Raw genomic sequence first — 16419 nt, forward strand, 5'->3', positions numbered from 1 at the left:
GGGATTTAAAGATGCTGAAACTGAGTCAGGACAGATGTCACAAACGCCAATTGAGTTGAAAGGCAGCAACTTTACCTTATCTGTTGTTCATCTGCATGATGCACAGCCCGACATTATTCACCAGGCCTTGCAGGAAAAGATTGAACAGGCACCGGCGTTTCTCAAAAACGCGCCGGTTGTTGTCAATGTATCGACACTGCCCGTTGATGCAGACTGGAGCAAACTTCAGCAGGCGATTACCGACGCCGGTTTGAAAGTCGTAGGGGTAAGTGGATGCGATGATGAGCAACTCAGGCACGTCATCGCCAGAGCGGGACTCCCGCTATTACGTGAAGGTAAATCACGTGAAGGCAAGGAACGCCGGACGACTCAACCTCCGGCACCGGTTGCTACACCCGTTAAAACCAGGGTGATCAACACGCCCGTCCGTTCCGGACAGCAAATTTATGCTCGCGACTGTGATCTTATCGTCACCAGCCATGTCAGTGCCGGTGCGGAGGTCATTGCCGATGGCAATATCCATATTTACGGCATGATGCGCGGCCGTGCGCTGGCAGGTGTTTCTGGCGATGTCAGCAGCCAGATCTTCTGTACCCAGTTGGCCGCTGAACTGGTGTCTATCGCTGGTCGTTACTGGCTTAGTGAACAGATACCGGAAAGTTATTTCGGGAAGGCGGCGCGCCTGAAACTCAATCCGCCTGACCATGTTTTGACTATACAACCTCTAGACTAGGCCCTTGAAAGGAATTATTTATGGCACGCATCATTGTTGTTACTTCAGGTAAAGGGGGCGTTGGCAAGACCACTTCAAGCGCGGCCATTGCTACCGGTTTAGCCCAAAAAGGTAAGAAGACGGTTGTCATCGACTTTGACATCGGTCTGCGTAACCTCGACCTGATCATGGGATGTGAGCGCCGGGTCGTGTATGACTTTGTGAACGTCATCCAGAACGACGCGACCCTGAATCAGGCGTTGATCAAAGATAAGCGTACCGAAAACCTGTACATATTACCGGCCTCACAAACCCGGGATAAAGATGCACTGACCCGCGAAGGTGTGGATAAGGTTCTCAACGACCTGGCTGACATGGAGTTCGATTTTATTATCTGTGACTCCCCGGCAGGCATTGAAACCGGTGCCTTGATGGCGTTGTATTTCGCCGATGAGGCTATCATTACCACTAACCCGGAAGTGTCGTCAGTGCGTGACTCCGACCGCATTCTGGGGATTTTGTCGTCAAAATCGCGCCGTGCGGAACAAGGGCAGGACCCTATCAAGGAACATCTGCTGCTTACCCGTTACAACCCAGGTCGTGTCAGCCGCGGCGATATGCTGAGCATGGAAGATGTTCTGGAAATTCTGCGTATTCCGTTGATAGGCGTCATTCCGGAAGACCAGTCCGTATTGCGAGCATCCAACCAGGGTGAGCCGGTTATTCTGGATAAAGAAGCCGACGCAGGCAAAGCTTACGCGGATACCGTGGATCGCCTGTTGGGCGAAGATAGACCGTATCGGTTTATTGAGGAAGAGAAGAAAGGCTTCCTGAAACGACTCTTTGGGGGATAAATCATGGCGTTACTCGATTTCTTTTTGTCCCGCAAAAAAACGACAGCCAATATCGCCAAGGAACGGCTACAGATTATTGTCGCGGAGCGACGCCGTGGGGACAGTGAGCCGCATTATCTGCCGCAGCTCAAACGAGACATTCTGGAAGTCATCTGTAAGTACGTGCAGATAGACCCGGAAATGGTGACGGTACAGTTGGAACAGAAAGGTGATGATATTTCCGTACTGGAACTGAACGTTACGCTGCCGGAAGCCGACGAACCCGCAGCACCCACGCCGACCGTCGACAAATAATCACCGCTTCCCTGCTCCAACAGGTAACCGTTTTAACCACCGCCCCTGCACATCAGGGCGGTGGTTTTCGTCATGATGATTTATCGTGCTTAATACTGCGCCAGAATGGCTTGCAACCCATCCTCAAACAGACGACCGCGCCAGCCAGTGACCATTTCCGGCGCATTATCCAGCGATACCAGTTTCCAGTGCCAATTCAGCAAACGGTTAATCTGCCGCCGGGATGCCAGCAATTCTGCTGATAAACCACTTTGTTCAGCGCACTGCTGCACCAGCGCCTTGATATCACGGAAGGCTTTCTTGTAGCCGGGGTAATCGATCAGGTTAACCACGGCAGGCGGATAATCCGCCTCGCTCAGCGACGCGGTTTCCGCCACCAGCGACAACAGCGTTTTACCGTGATAACGAATCTCCGGCCCGCTCAGGCCTAACGAGTCCAGCTCGCCGAGCGAACCGGGAAGGCAACGAGCAACCTGCCACAGGTTCTCCTCACGGACAATAAAATTAACCGCGCTATCACGCTCCCGAGCTTTACGCAGACGCCACGCCGCCAATTTTTGCAGACAAGCCAGATGACGCCCTCTCAGTTGCCAGGCATTACCGATTTCCCGATACGCCATCTCCGGTGCCAGCACATCCTGACGACGCTGGCATAACAACAAGCACTCATCCAGCGCCGCCTCCAACCAGCCAGCCGCCCGCGTCTCTTCTACCAGTACTCTGGCTACCGGTAGCAGATAAAACACATCGGCGGCCGCATACTGGCACTGTCTCTCACTCAACGGACGCGCCAGCCAGTCGGTGCGAGACTCGCTTTTATCCAGCACAACCTGGCGGTAATCCGCCACCAGTGCCGCAAACCCATAAGACAACGGCTTACCCAGAAATGCCGCCAGAATCTGGGTATCGATAAAGGGCGACGGCAGGCAGCCGAACGCATTTAAAAACACTTCTAAATCTTCACTACCGGCATGCAGGAATTTGGTCACCTGCGGGTTCTGCAACAACGACCGAAACGGCTCCCAGTTGCTGATTGCCAGCGGGTCTATCAACGACAGGTTCTCGCCGTCATACAACTGGATCAGCCCCAGTTGCGGATAGTAAGTACGGGTACGGACAAACTCGGTATCCAGCGCGACTTCGGACACCGCGCACGCCAACGCGCACACCGCTGATAATCCTTCATCGGTAGTAATCAACTGATAATTCAAAACGGTATTCTCTTGGTTGTGCCCCGGTGCGAACAGCCGCGCTCAGGGCATAAAACACATTCATGACGAACCACCAACACGACGCGGTTCTACCGGTCCGTCAGGGCAGGCAAGGGCCTGGCGAAAGGTGATGTTGTCCTGTGGTACTCAGCAGGCAGGCCCTCACCATACCCGTCATGACCGTCACAGGCAACCATCAGGCAGCTGACTGCTCATTACGCAGCTCACGCCGGAGGATTTTCCCCACGTTGGATTTAGGTAACTCACTTCGGAACTCAAACAATCGTGGCACTTTATACCCTGTGAGATTACGACGACAATGGCTAATGAGTTCCTCTACCGTCAGTGAGGGGTCGCGGCACACCACGAAGACTTTCACTGCTTCCCCGGACGTTTCACTGGTCACGCCGACAGCGGCGGCCTCAGAGACCTTAGGATGGCGAACCACCACTTCTTCTATCTCGTTAGGATAAACATTAAAGCCAGACACTAAAATCATATCTTTTTTACGATCAACGATTTTCAGAAAGCCCTGCTCGTTCGACGTGACAATGTCACCCGTTGCCAGCCAGCCCTCTTTGAGCACCTCTTGCGTCGCAGCCGGTTGCTGCCAGTAACCCGACATCACCTGTGGGCCACGCACCCATAACTCACCGGGTTCACCGGGCGCCACATCCAATCCATCATCATTGATGATTCGCACATCGGTGGACGGCACCGGCAAGCCGATGCTGCCGCTATAATGCTGCAAGTCGTAAGGATTGCCCGCCACCAGCGGTGCACTTTCCGTCAACCCGTAACCTTCCAGCAGGTGAATACCGGTCAGCTTTTCCCAACGCTCAGCCACCACCTGTTGTACCGATGCGCCACCGCCCACCGACAAGTGCAACGTGGAAAAATCCAGCCGACTAAACGCTTCATTGTTCAGCAACGCGTTAAACAGCGTATTCACACCGGTAATGGCAGTAAACGGATAATGCGACAGTTCTTTAATCATGCCGGGGATATCGCGCGGATTGGTAATCAGCAGGTTTTTGCCGCCCAACTCGACAAACAGCAGGCAATTCACCGTTAACGCGAAGATGTGATAGAGCGGCAGCGCCGTTACCACCAGTTCGCGTCCTTCATGGAGCACCGGACCGTACGCCGCTTTGGCCTGCATCAGGTTAGCCTGCATATTTCGGTGAGTCAGCATGGCACCTTTGGCAACGCCAGTGGTGCCACCGGTGTATTGCAGAAAAGCCAGATCCTGGTTATTAACCTCCGGGCGCACATAGGGCATCCGTTTGCCCTGCTGCAAGACACGGCGAAACGAAATGGCATCCGGCAGGTGATACTTCGGTACCAGTCGCTTGATGTACTTAACCACAAAGTTAACCAGCGTACCTTTTGCCGGTGCCAGTTGATCGCCCATACGAGTCAGAATCACATGCTTCACCGGGGTGTTATACACCACCTTCTCCAGCGTATGAGCGAAATTGGAAACGATAACAATCGCTGAGGCACCACAATCTTTTAGCTGGTGCTCCAGTTCACGCGGCGTATACAACGGATTGACATTGACTACCACCAGCCCGGCGCGCAACACACCAAACAGCGCTATCGGATACTGCAGCAAATTAGGCATCATCAGCGCGACGCGCTCACCTTTTTTCAACTTCAATTGGTGCTGCAGATAAGCAGCGAACGCCCGACTGCGCTCCTCCAGTCGGCGAAACGTCATGACCTCGCCCATATTGATAAACGCGGGCTGGTCGGCATAACGCGCTACCGCGTGTTCAAACAATTCGATCAGCGAAGCATAACGATCCGGGTCAATTTCTGCGGGGACATCCGCCGGATAACGCGCTAACCAGATTTTTTCCAAAACGTCACTCCCGAGATATTTTTTAAGTGGCATAATCAATCCCAATCCGAGCGATCTTTAACAATATTTTAACTCAGATTATCCATTGTGACGTTCACAATGCTCAGGTTGAGAAGACGATCACTTAATTTCAACGTATTGCTATTACTGCAAAAACTATAACGACAAAAAAATGAGGCGACCCTCGCCGCCTCGTTTTACTATCAGGTCATCTGACTGTCAGGTCAGTGCCTACGGATGATAGGTATTACTCTGTTACCACCGTCTCCACCTGCACCGGCGCGTAGCCATCATTCCAACCCGGCCCCCACCCTGGACCCCAGACGTGACGATAGCGACGGTCCCACCAGGGATCATAAGCCCGTGGCGGCAACACCATCTGCTGTACCACTCGCCAACGCTTGTAGCCTTCAACCTTCACGACCACAAACGTGTATGGCCGTTCACCAATTTTACCCTGTTCGCTGCCGCTAATCGGTCCGACGACCGTGATGAGTTGATTTTTAAACTCCACCGGTTCCAGAAAACCGTTCACGTAGGCCACCAGTCGCCCTTCCGACGGCTCATCAAGCCGTGGTCGACCTGCGTTATCCAGCGGTAATGTCACAATTTCCAGCCGGGTACGGTTGGCCTCATTGCGAATATCCGCAACCCGGCCGCCAAAGCGTGACTCCTGCCCGACATACAGATTGGGTGCATTCATCACCCGAATCAGATCCATCTGCGGTGTTGCCGACGTGCCACGGATTTCATCGGGCACCGTGACGCAACCGGATAACACACTCAGGCTTAGCAACAACAGCGCACACCACCCACCCCGAGTCCACCCTGACCGTCTGCGTTCAAACGCTTGATTGGCGAAACATTCGATTGTCATCACATACACCTGCCTGCTGCCGTTAAGTTATGACAGATACCTGAATTAGACTGTAGTTGATGCGATAAGTTGCTGTTATTCGCGGCCGGGTAATTTTTTCCATGCCACGTTGTTGCGCAGATAACGGGGTTCAGCCTGTTCGACGTTCACCGCCCCACCTGATGACCATAACTGACGGGCCATCGGCAACATGTCTTGTGCCTGTGGCAACTGCACATCGGTATGATTCAGGATGACCGCCGGATTACCCAGTAAATCCGGGTAGGTTTGCCAGCCGGTTCCGGCCGTGGCCCAGTCGCCACTCAGCGATGCCGTCAGCGCCTGCACCTGAACCGGTGCCAGCACGGCCTCACTCGCTTCACCCTGCCAGTGGCCTTGTTGGTCACGCTCATAACTCGCCCAGTAGACTTCCCCCATACGGGCGTCAATCGCGGCCAATACCCGGTTCGCGCCAGTCAGGCGGTGCGCGCCTTGCGCCAGCGTCGCTAGCGTTGACACGCCAAGCATTGGCAAACCGGCACCCAGCGCTAACCCTTGCGCAATACCGATACCAATACGCACACCGGTGAAACTGCCCGGCCCCCGAGCGAACGCCAGCGCGTCCAGTTGATTGAGCGTAATACCCTGCTCGGCCAGCAGTTGCTGAACCATCGGCAAGACTCGCTGGGTATGTTCACGAGGGCAAACCTCAAACAGGGAATGGATTTCACCATCATTCCAGAGTGCAACAGAACAGGCTTCCGTTGCGGTATCAAGCGCTAAAATTCGCGTAGACATGCCAACCTCAGGCAGGGAGAGAATATTTCAACGGCGCGCATCATAACAGCCAGCGCTGGTAAGCGTCACGGTTTGCGCGTCAGAAAATCGATAGCCTGACGCAAATCGCGCGTTCTTGGCGCGGGCGGCAAGCTGGTCAGAAACACCTCGCCATAGGGTCGAGTCACTAATCGATTATCGCAAATCACCAACACGCCGCGATCTTCCACATCGCGAATCAACCGACCAACCCCTTGCTTTAGTGTAATGACCGCATCGGGCAGTTGTACCTCATCAAACGGATCACCGCCACGCACCCGGCAATCCTCCATACGCGCTTTCAGCAGCGGGTCATCCGGTGAGGTAAACGGTAGCTTGTCGATAATCACACACGACAACGCATCCCCTCGTACATCGACGCCTTCCCAAAAACTGCCGGTCGCCACCAGCAGCGCATTGCCCGCCGCCAGAAATTGCGCCAGCAATTGCGGCTTACTGGTTTCCCCCTGGATCAGCACCGGCAACGTTAGCGAGGCACGAAACTCCGTAGCCAGATCACGCATCATCTGGTGTGAGGTACACAACATGAAGCAACGCCCCTGATTGGCTTCGATGAGCGGGCGCAACAGCCGCGCCAGTTGTCTGGCAGCGCCGGGGCGATTGATCTCCGGCAGGTTGCGCGGTACGCACAGTAATGCCTGAGTCGCATAGTCAAACGGGCTTGGCAGCAGTAATGTGCGGGCCTGATCCAGCCCCAATCGTTCGATGAAATGCGTGAGCTGTTCGTTAACCGACAGCGTAGCTGAGGTGAACACCCAACAGGCCGGTTTCTCTTTCATCACATCGCGAAAGCGGTCTGCGACCGACAGTGGCGTCAGCGCCAGCACAAAATGACGCGAGGTGCATTCGTACCAGTAGCTGTAGCCGGGTTGCTGCACATCGCGCAGCCGCTTTAACCGAGCCCGGTAAAGGGTCGCACGCTCAAAAGCCGCATCCAGCAACGCAGAACGGCCCAGCGATAACTTCGCCACATCGCAGCACAGTTCCAGCGCATCATCCAGCAACGTCAACGAACGCTGCAACACATTATCCGTGACAATGTCACGCAGATTACCACGAAATCCCGGGTCACCCAGCGCCAGCCGGAAATCCTGGGTGCTCTGGCTCAAACGATCAGCACTTTTCTGCAACTGACTGGCGTCGCGCACTTCGGTACGGTAAGCAATCACGATATCTTTGGCGAGATCCAGCAACTGACGACTGGAGAGCTGCTGACCAAAGTACTGGCTGGCAATATCGGGAATCTGGTGGGCTTCGTCGAAGATCACCACGTCGCTATCGGGGATCAGTTCAGCAAACCCGCTCTCTTTGACCACCATATCCGCTAAATAAAGATGATGGTTCACCACGACCACATCGGCATCCATCGCCCGTCGACGGGCCTTCACCACAAAACAGTCTTTGTAATGTGGGCAGTCGCTGCCAAGGCAGTTATCGTTGGTGCTGGTCACCAGCGGCCATATCGCGCTGTCTTCAGCGACGTCGCCGCACTGGCTGATATCGCCGTCTTCGGTTTCGCTGCTCCAACTGCGCAACCGTACCAGCTCACGCAGCACTTCATGGCCGAGATCGCCGCCCGCCAGCGATTGCTGTTCTAAGCGTTCGATGCACAAATAATTGGCACGACCTTTTAGTAGCGCCAGCTTGCCCTGGAACTGTAATGCGTTAGCAACTGTCGGTAGATCACGGCTATACAGTTGATCCTGCAACGCGCGTGAACCGGTAGACACAATCACTTTTTTGCCAGAGCGCAGAGCCGGTGCCAGATACGCATAGGTTTTGCCCGTGCCGGTACCCGCTTCCACCACCAGCGGTTGTCTGGCATCAATGGCGTCCAACACTGCCGCCGCCATCTGCCGTTGTGGTTCACGCGGCTGGAAGCCCTGAATCGCCCTTGCCAGTACGCCATCCGTTGCAAAATCGTCGATTGTGTTCTCTGCTGTCACGCGGTCTCTCTTGTCTGACAATGCCGTCACCTGAATGCGGCGGAATTAAGGTGGCTGATTATGCCAAGCCTGCGCACACGACACCACTCCGACTCAAGTCTCCACCGCACGCTAATATTTGCGCCCCACGCTGGGGTCACACGGAAAGCCGAACTGTGTTAGTCTCTGCGGTTTTAGCGCCTGTTCCACTCTGCGCAATTCTGCACAACGGCACTGCACATGCGGCAATACGCAAATCCTGCAACGCGCGCATGCCACAAGGAGACTGACTTCATGGCCATTACCCGTATCAATCCCGACGCACGCTGGTCCGACGCGGTTATCTATAACAACACGCTGTACTACACCAGTGTGCCGGAAAATCTGGATGACGACGCCAAAGCCCAAACCGAAAACGCGCTCGCGTCGCTGGATGCCATCTTGCAACAGGCAGGCAGCAATAAGAGTCGCCTGCTGGATGTCACTATTTTTCTGGCCGATAAAGCGGATTTCGCTGCTATGAACGCCGCCTGGGATGCCTGGGTCGTGGCCGGTAGCGCACCGGTGCGTTGCACCGTCGAAGCGAAACTGATGAACCCCAAATTTAAAGTGGAAATCAAAGCGATCGCCGCAGTGGAATAACACTCGCGGGCGGCGGTGACCTGTGCCGCCCGTCAGCATTACTCTGGTGCGTCGTCATCCTCAAAACGCGCCACCACCCGCGCCCCCTGGTGGTTTTGGCGCAATTCTTCCGCGACCAGGGCGATGGCTTCGCCGCTACTCATGCCTTCCTCCATCAGGTGCTGTATTCTTTCTACCGCTTGTTGTTGCTGCTCATGGGTCAGCGCCGGGATACCTGCAAACATCATTCTTCTCCTGAAAACCTTTTTATGCCGACGATACCCGCGCCAGGCTGCGGTTTGTGGTACGCTTGCAACACTATAACGCCTGCTGCCGGTTCAGCACTCGGCTGCCGGTATGACCAACATCGCGAGACCATACCAATACCGTTATGCCGACATCGATAGTCTATCATGCTCTGTCCTACCAACCGGATGTGCTGTTACGCCTTTTTAGCACACTCTCACACCAGCCTTGGGCGATGTTGCTCCATTCCGGATTTGCCGACCATCCTCACAACCGGTTTGATATTCTGGTCGCCGAGCCACGTCTGACGCTAGAGACCATTGGTACACAAACCACCATCCAACAAGGTGATACCCGGCAGATTTCGACTGAAGACCCGTTTTTATTGCTGCAACAACACATCGACGCACTGGCAGTTAACGTGCCACCCCATCCGGATTATCCGTTTCAGGGCGGCGCACTAGGCCTGTTTGGGTACGATCTGGGTCGACGGGTAGAAACCTTGCCGTCAGTGGCTGCGCGGGATATCGACCAGCCTGACATGGCAGTAGGTATTTACGATTGGGCGTTAATTGCCGACCATCACCAACAACGCCTGACCCTGGTGTGCCACGGCGATATCGCGAGCCGACTGGCCTGGATAAATAATCGTTCCCCCATTGAGCCGGGCGCATTCTGCCTGACCAGCGACTGGCAAGCCAACATGAGCCGTGACCAGTACGGTGAAAAATTCCGTCGCATTCAGGATTATCTGCGTGCTGGCGATTGTTATCAGGTCAATCTGGCTCAGCGTTTTCAGGCCGCTTATCACGGGGATGAATGGCAGGCATTTCTGACACTTTCCGCCAGCAACCGGGCACCGTTTTCCGCTTTTCTGCGATTGCCACATAGCGCCGTGCTCAGTATTTCGCCAGAGCGCTTCCTGTGGCTACACGATAACCACATTCAAACGCGACCGATCAAAGGCACACTGCCGCGGCTGCCAAATGCCGACGAAGATGCCCGTCAGGCGCAGCGATTGGCTGACTCCGAAAAAGACCGCGCAGAAAACCTGATGATCGTTGACCTGCTGCGCAACGATATTGGTCGGGTCGCCGTGCCGGGTAGCGTGCGTGTTCCCGAGCTATTTGTGGTGGAGCCTTTTCCGGCAGTACACCATCTGGTCAGCACCATCGAAGCGCAGCTCCCGTCGCAACAGCACGCCACCGACCTGCTGCGCGCCTGCTTTCCCGGCGGCTCGATAACCGGTGCGCCCAAGGTACGTGCGATGGAGATTATCGAGGAACTGGAGCCTCACCGACGCAATGCGTATTGCGGCAGTATCGGCTATCTCAGCGTTTGCGGCACCATGGATACCAACATCACCATTCGCACACTGATCGCCACCAACGGCACACTGTCCTGCTGGGCGGGTGGTGGAATTGTGGCCGATAGCGAAGAACAGGCAGAATATCAGGAAACATTCGACAAGATTGGCCGCATTCTGCCGTTATTAACAATATCGACCATGGATTAAACCGGAGGGCTGAACATCATGACGGATACCACGCTGTTGCCGTTCTTACCCGATACAGATGATGACGCCCCTTACGATCTGGACGCGTTTATTACACGCTTTCAGTTGCAAACAGCACCGGTTTTGCCGATTACTCGCCACCAAAGGCAGGCTGCTGTACTGATACCGATTATCCGTCGTCCGGACCCATGCCTGCTGCTGACACGCCGTTCGCCCCACCTGCGTAAGCATGCCGGACAGGTAGCGTTCCCCGGCGGAGCGGCAGACCCGGAAGACGCCTCGCTGATTGCCACCGCGCTGCGTGAAGCCGAGGAAGAAGTCGCCATTCCACCGGCATCGGTTCAGATTTTGGGTACGCTGCCTGCCTTCGACAGCTCCAGCGGTTATCAGGTCACGCCGGTGGTCGGCCTGTTACCGGAAAACACACCTTTTCATCCTAACGCCGATGAAGTCGCAGAACTGTTTGAAATGCCATTACGAGAGGCGTTTGCCCTACAGCGTTACTACCCGCTGGATATCAAACGCCATCAACAACGCCACCGGGTTTATCTTTCCTGGTATCAGCAACAACTGGTCTGGGGGCTGACCGCCGCCATCATTCGCCAGTTAGCACTGCACGTGGCGATGCCGGAGTCCGTTTGATTTTGCCGTGCTTCCCTTCGCCAGCTATAAGTTATTTTTCGGCATAACATAACTTTATTTCATGTGAAAAGCCGAATATGTCAGCATACTCTCCACTACAATAGCGCATTCTATCGAGTTTTATTCTAAAGCAAGTCAGCTTCGCGCCATCACACCGGATACGTGGTGGTATAGCGAGCAACGACGACCCGCTTCCTATATAGTCACAACAGGCAACGCCCTGAGAGGAGTTTCAGCGTGATAAGCGTATTCGACATGTTCAAAATCGGAATTGGCCCCTCCAGCTCTCATACGGTTGGACCGATGAAAGCCGGTAAGCAATTTGTCGATGAACTGCAACAGCGGGATTTGCTGTCTCGTACCGATCGGGTCATGGTCGAGGTTTACGGCTCTCTCGCTCTGACCGGCAAGGGTCACCATACCGATATCGCGATTATTCTTGGTCTGGCGGGTAGCCAGCCCGATACGGTAGATATCGATGCTATCCCGACATTCATTCGGGAAGTCGAGCAAACCGAACGATTGTCTCTGGCAGGCGCACATGAGGTCGCCTTCCCCCGCGAAGGCGGCATGATCTTTCGGGGAGAAAATTTGCCGCTGCACGAAAACGGCATGACGCTGACCGCTTTTGCTGCCGACCTTCCGCTGTTTCGCCAAACGTATTATTCGATCGGCGGTGGGTTTATCGTCGATGAAGCGCACTTTGGTCAGACTCAGGAAGATACCCTCACCGTTCCGCATCCTTACCGCTCGGCCCGGGAAATTCTGGAGCACTGCAAACAAAGCGGACTTTCTATTTCCGGCATGATGATGCGCAATGAACTGGCATTGCATAGCCGTCAGGAAATTGAAGATTATTTCGCTGCGGTCTGGCAAACCATGCGCGCATGTATGGATCGCGGCATGAATACCGAGGGTGTACTGCCCGGTCCGCTGCGGGTACCGCGCCGCGCCGCCGCGCTTCGCCGCATGTTGGTTTCCTCGGACAAGCTCTCTAACGACCCGATGAACGTTGTGGACTGGGTCAACATGTTCGCACTGGCGGTCAACGAGGAAAACGCCGCCGGAGGACGGGTTGTCACCGCACCGACTAACGGCGCTTGTGGCATCGTGCCAGCGGTACTGGCCTACTATGATCACTTTATCGAGCCTGTCGGCCCCGGTATCTATCTGCGTTATTTCATGGCAGCCGGCGCGATTGGGTCGTTGTATAAAATGAATGCGTCTATTTCCGGAGCGGAAGTCGGTTGTCAGGGCGAAGTGGGTGTGGCCTGTTCGATGGCAGCGGCAGGTCTGGCTGAATTGCTGGGTGCCAGCCCGGAGCAGGTGTGCGTAGCCGCAGAAATCGGTATGGAACACAATTTAGGCCTGACCTGCGATCCGGTTGCCGGACAGGTGCAAGTGCCGTGTATCGAACGCAATGCTATCGCGTCCGTCAAGGCCATCAACGCGACCCGCATGGCGATACGCCGCACGACTGAAGCCCGCGTATCACTCGACAAGGTAATTGAAACCATGTACGAAACCGGCAAAGACATGAACGCCAAATACCGCGAAACGTCCCGTGGTGGACTGGCAATCAAGGTGCAATGCGACTGATCGCAAACGCGCCATTGGTTCATCCTGATAGGACTTGATACTTTTGCGCCGGTAACGCCCGCCACAACGACGGGCGTTACATCATACGGCCGACCGGCTTATACAGCGTTCTCTGCCGTCGTTTCCGGTACGCGAACCACCCGAACCAGTTCAATACGGTAGTCCGTCGCTTCGACAATCAGGAAACGCAATCGGTGTAACTCCAGTGTGTCGCCCACTTTGGGGAATTCATCGCTGTGAGCCAACAACAATCCCGCCAGCGAGGTATAATCCTCTTTCGGATCGACCAGGTCCTGCACATTGAGCACCTGCTGCAACGAATGCAGATCGGTACCACCCCGCACCAACCAGCCGTCCCCGTCTTCGATGATGTCCAGCGTCTCATCTTCATCCGGGAATTCGCCAGCAATTGCCTCCAGAACATCCAGCGGCGTAACCAGCCCCTGCACCACACCAAACTCATTGGTGATGATCACCAGACTGCCTTTTGCCCGGCGCAGTACCGGCAGCAGATTGATCACATCCAATGTTTCAGGGACCACGATCGGCGGGTTGTTGCCAGCGAACTGTTCCACATCGGTATGTTCTTCCAACGCGACCAGCAAGTCTTTGGCACGCACAACACCGACCAGCTCATCCAGCGAGCCCCGACACACCGGAAACAGGCTATGGGGTGTATCCAGTAATTGCAGACGGATATCTTCCACCGACCGTTCACTGTCCACCCAGGAAATATCGGTACGCGGTGTCATAACACTACGCAGGGAACGGGAAGCCAGCGTCAGCACCCCGCTAATCATGTAGCGTTCTTCTTCTGCAAACGTTTCTTCTGTTTTTTGCAGCGGCTGCTCTTCCTCATCATGGGTCGCTTTGCGCGCCCCCATCAGACGCAAAATCGCTTCGGCGGTACGCTCACGCATAGGTAAGTGCGACTGGTGTTTGATGAAGTTGTGTCGGGCAACCTGGTTAAACAGCTCGATAATGATCGAAAAACCGATCGCCGCGTACAGGTAGCCTTTCGGGATATGGAAACCAAACCCTTCAGCAACCAGACTCAGGCCGATCATCAGCAGGAAGCTCAGACAAAGCACAACGACGGTTTGATGCGCGTTCACAAACCGGGTTAACGGCTTCGATGCCAATAACATAATGGCCATCGCGATCACCACGGCGGTCATCATCACCCCCAGATGGTTGACCATACCTACCGCTGTAATCACCGCATCCAGCGAGAACACCGCATCCAGAATAACGATCTGTACCACAACGGCCCAGAAACTGGCCTGCGCACGGTTGGCATTGGGGTCAAGCGGGCGGTTTTCCAGTCGTTCATGCAACTCCATCGTGGCCTTGAACAGCAAAAATACCCCCCCGGCCAGCAAAATCAAATCGCGGCCCGAAAAACTAAACTGCCCGACGAAAAACAGCGGTCGAGTCAGTGTCACCATCCAGGAAATCAGAGATAGCAGGCAAAGCCGCATCAACAGCGCCAGCGATAAACCGATGATTCGCGCCTTGTCACGCTGCCTGGCAGGCAGTTTATCTGCCAGAATGGCGATGAACACCAGGTTGTCGATACCCAATACAATTTCGAGTACCACCAGCGTCAGTAAGCCTGCCCAGATTGAGGGATCCAGCAAAAATTCCATGTCAGACTCCGGAAAATGAACGAGCAAACGACATCAATGCCGTCGCATTGTGCAGCGAAAGAAAAAGAGAGGTATCAGTACAAGGCTGAATACGGCCTGAATGGCCTATTAGCTGAAGAACACCACCGGTCAGCGCCGGAGTAAAAGAAATGAATCGTCGGTGACAGTCCATAGGAAGGGCGTTTACCCGTAACTCCTCTGTAATTAAAGGGAGAGTAACTTTAACAGAGTCAATGCTATTTTCCACAACGATTTTCTGTGACTCCGCGAAGCGGATCGCATCATGGGCAACACAACCATCGTCAATGCAATTCCGCTACTAATTGTCGAGCGATATCACATAATTTATTTATTCGACCCCTAAAATAAATCCTGCCGATGTCAGTCTGCCCTGAATCGATTCATAAAGCGGCGTAATGCGTGACTTAGACGCTTTTTGTGCCCTATATCGGGAAAGAATCAGGCAAGAAACGGCATTGCAGCCATACTGAATATCGCTCACAGATAAACGTGACGAAATTTATCCAGATAATCAGACAGATTTCACTCTCAACAAAACAGTGATTCTTGAAAGGAGGGAGCAAGTGAGTATTGCCATCATACTATGCACTCACGGCGCCACGGCCGGTCCGCTGTTAAATACAGCTGAAATGATTCTTGGTGAACAGAGTAACGTTGGTTGGATTGATTTTGTTCCCGGCGAAAACGCCGAGATCCTGATGGAAAAATATCAGGCGAAACTAGCCGAGCTGGACACCTCGCAAGGTGTGCTTTTTCTGGTCGACACCTGGGGCGGTAGCCCGTTTAATGCGGCCAGCCGTCTGGTGAACGACAAGAAAAATCACGAAGTGATTACCGGGGTCAATATTCCTATGCTGGCCGAAACATTTATGGCCCGCGACGACAACCCATCCTTTGACGAACTGGTTGCCATTGCTCTGGAGACCGGCCGTGCTGGTGTCAAAGCACTGAAGGCACCAGAACCGGAAAAAGCGCCTCGCCCTGCCCCTGTCAGCGCCAAGCCAAGCGCACCGCCGGGAGCGGGTGGACACATGAAAATCGGGTTGGCTCGCATTGATGACCGTCTGATTCACGGGCAAGTCGCCACCCGCTGGACCAAGGAAACCAACGTCAGCCGGATTATTGTGGTCAGCGACGAAGTGGCGGCGGATAACGTGCGAAAAACGCTACTGACTCAAGTCGCGCCTCCCGGCGTTTCTGCGCATGTGGTCGATGTCGCCAAGGCTGTCAGGGTTTACGATAACCCGAAATACGCCGCTGACCGCGTAATGCTGCTGTTTACCAATCCAACCGATGTACTGCGACTGGTAGAAAACGGCGTCGAGATTAAATCAGTCAATATCGGCGGGATGGCTTACCGCCAGGGCAAAACCCAGGTCAATAACGCTGTATCGATTGACGACAAGGATATCGACGCGTTCAACAAGCTCCATGCGCGAGGTATTGAGCTGGAAGTCCGGAAGGTATCGACAGATACCAAACTCAATATGATGGATTTGATCACTAAAGTGCCGCGTTGACGCCTCTGGAGCAACGAAGCGCGTAACGACGTTATTGTTCGGACCACTA

15 protein-coding genes are annotated in these 16419 nt (G+C 54.5%); 8 read left to right on the plus strand and 7 right to left on the minus strand.

Features of this window, described 5'->3' with window-relative positions; translation table 11 throughout:
- Positions 1 to 34 precede the first annotated feature (34 nt).
- From minC to minE, 3 genes are read left to right on the plus strand one after another with little or no spacing between them, the layout of a single operon-like run.
- Complete coding sequence (minC, locus tag LF929_RS10845) at positions 35 to 733, plus strand: septum site-determining protein MinC (protein WP_210175435.1); 699 nt, start codon at positions 35 to 37, stop codon at positions 731 to 733.
- 20 nt (positions 734 to 753) lie between these two features.
- Complete coding sequence (gene minD, locus LF929_RS10850; RefSeq protein WP_016941430.1) at positions 754 to 1566, plus strand: septum site-determining protein MinD; 813 nt, start codon at positions 754 to 756, stop codon at positions 1564 to 1566.
- 3 nt (positions 1567 to 1569) lie between these two features.
- A complete protein-coding gene (gene minE / locus LF929_RS10855; RefSeq protein ID WP_016941431.1) occupies positions 1570 to 1860 on the plus strand; it encodes a cell division topological specificity factor MinE in 291 nt (96 codons plus the stop codon).
- An 89-nt stretch (positions 1861 to 1949) separates the two neighbouring features.
- Here the strand turns inward: minE and rnd are convergent, their stop codons facing one another.
- The 5 genes from rnd to LF929_RS10880 all read right to left on the minus strand — a co-directional run bounded on the left by rnd (position 1950) and on the right by LF929_RS10880 (position 8577).
- The gene (rnd, locus tag LF929_RS10860; protein WP_038907869.1) at positions 1950 to 3071 is read right to left on the minus strand and encodes a ribonuclease D; all 1122 of its coding nucleotides are present in this window, start codon (positions 3069 to 3071) and stop codon (positions 1950 to 1952) included.
- A 196-nt stretch (positions 3072 to 3267) separates the two neighbouring features.
- Positions 3268 to 4938, minus strand: coding sequence for a long-chain-fatty-acid--CoA ligase FadD (fadD, locus tag LF929_RS10865; protein WP_152490381.1), 1671 nt, complete (start codon positions 4936 to 4938; stop codon positions 3268 to 3270).
- 247 nt (positions 4939 to 5185) lie between these two features.
- Positions 5186 to 5815, minus strand: coding sequence for a Slp family lipoprotein (locus LF929_RS10870; RefSeq protein ID WP_226093388.1), 630 nt, complete (start codon positions 5813 to 5815; stop codon positions 5186 to 5188).
- A gap of 75 nt (positions 5816 to 5890) precedes the next feature.
- On the minus strand, positions 5891 to 6592 hold the full coding sequence (tsaB, locus tag LF929_RS10875) for a tRNA (adenosine(37)-N6)-threonylcarbamoyltransferase complex dimerization subunit type 1 TsaB (RefSeq protein WP_038907867.1): 702 nt from the start codon (positions 6590 to 6592) through the stop codon (positions 5891 to 5893).
- 65 nt (positions 6593 to 6657) lie between these two features.
- Positions 6658 to 8577 (minus strand): ATP-dependent DNA helicase, encoded by a 1920-nt coding sequence (locus LF929_RS10880; RefSeq protein WP_038904270.1) that lies wholly within the window; start codon positions 8575 to 8577, stop codon positions 6658 to 6660.
- Between the two features lie 273 nt (positions 8578 to 8850).
- On the opposite strand from LF929_RS10880, the gene LF929_RS10885 reads away from it, so the two are divergent.
- Positions 8851 to 9198, plus strand: coding sequence for a RidA family protein (locus LF929_RS10885; protein ID WP_226093387.1), 348 nt, complete (start codon positions 8851 to 8853; stop codon positions 9196 to 9198).
- A 38-nt stretch (positions 9199 to 9236) separates the two neighbouring features.
- Here LF929_RS10885 and LF929_RS10890 read toward each other — a convergent pair whose 3' ends face one another.
- On the minus strand, positions 9237 to 9422 hold the full coding sequence (locus tag LF929_RS10890) for a YoaH family protein (RefSeq protein WP_210175454.1): 186 nt from the start codon (positions 9420 to 9422) through the stop codon (positions 9237 to 9239).
- Between the two features lie 146 nt (positions 9423 to 9568).
- On the opposite strand from LF929_RS10890, the gene pabB reads away from it, so the two are divergent.
- The 3 genes from pabB to LF929_RS10905 all read left to right on the plus strand — a co-directional run bounded on the left by pabB (position 9569) and on the right by LF929_RS10905 (position 13180).
- Entirely contained in the window at positions 9569 to 10939 is a 1371-nt protein-coding gene (pabB, locus tag LF929_RS10895) for an aminodeoxychorismate synthase component 1 (RefSeq protein ID WP_210175433.1), read from the plus strand.
- 18 nt (positions 10940 to 10957) lie between these two features.
- Positions 10958 to 11581: a CoA pyrophosphatase gene (locus LF929_RS10900; protein ID WP_050570672.1), complete on the plus strand. Its 624-nt coding sequence runs from the start codon at positions 10958 to 10960 to the stop codon at positions 11579 to 11581.
- Positions 11582 to 11818: 237 nt separating this feature from the next.
- Positions 11819 to 13180: an L-serine ammonia-lyase gene (locus tag LF929_RS10905; protein WP_226093386.1), complete on the plus strand. Its 1362-nt coding sequence runs from the start codon at positions 11819 to 11821 to the stop codon at positions 13178 to 13180.
- Positions 13181 to 13278: 98 nt separating this feature from the next.
- Here LF929_RS10905 and LF929_RS10910 read toward each other — a convergent pair whose 3' ends face one another.
- Positions 13279 to 14829 (minus strand): TerC family protein, encoded by a 1551-nt coding sequence (locus LF929_RS10910; RefSeq protein ID WP_226093385.1) that lies wholly within the window; start codon positions 14827 to 14829, stop codon positions 13279 to 13281.
- A 584-nt stretch (positions 14830 to 15413) separates the two neighbouring features.
- On the opposite strand from LF929_RS10910, the gene manX reads away from it, so the two are divergent.
- Positions 15414 to 16370 carry a PTS mannose transporter subunit IIAB gene (manX, locus tag LF929_RS10915; RefSeq protein ID WP_038907861.1) on the plus strand — a complete coding sequence of 319 codons (957 nt, stop codon included), beginning with the start codon at positions 15414 to 15416 and terminating at the stop codon, positions 16368 to 16370.
- Positions 16371 to 16419: the final 49 nt, after the last annotated feature.

This window comes from Dickeya oryzae (genome assembly GCF_020406815.2).
Taxonomy (GTDB): domain Bacteria; phylum Pseudomonadota; class Gammaproteobacteria; order Enterobacterales; family Enterobacteriaceae; genus Dickeya; species Dickeya oryzae.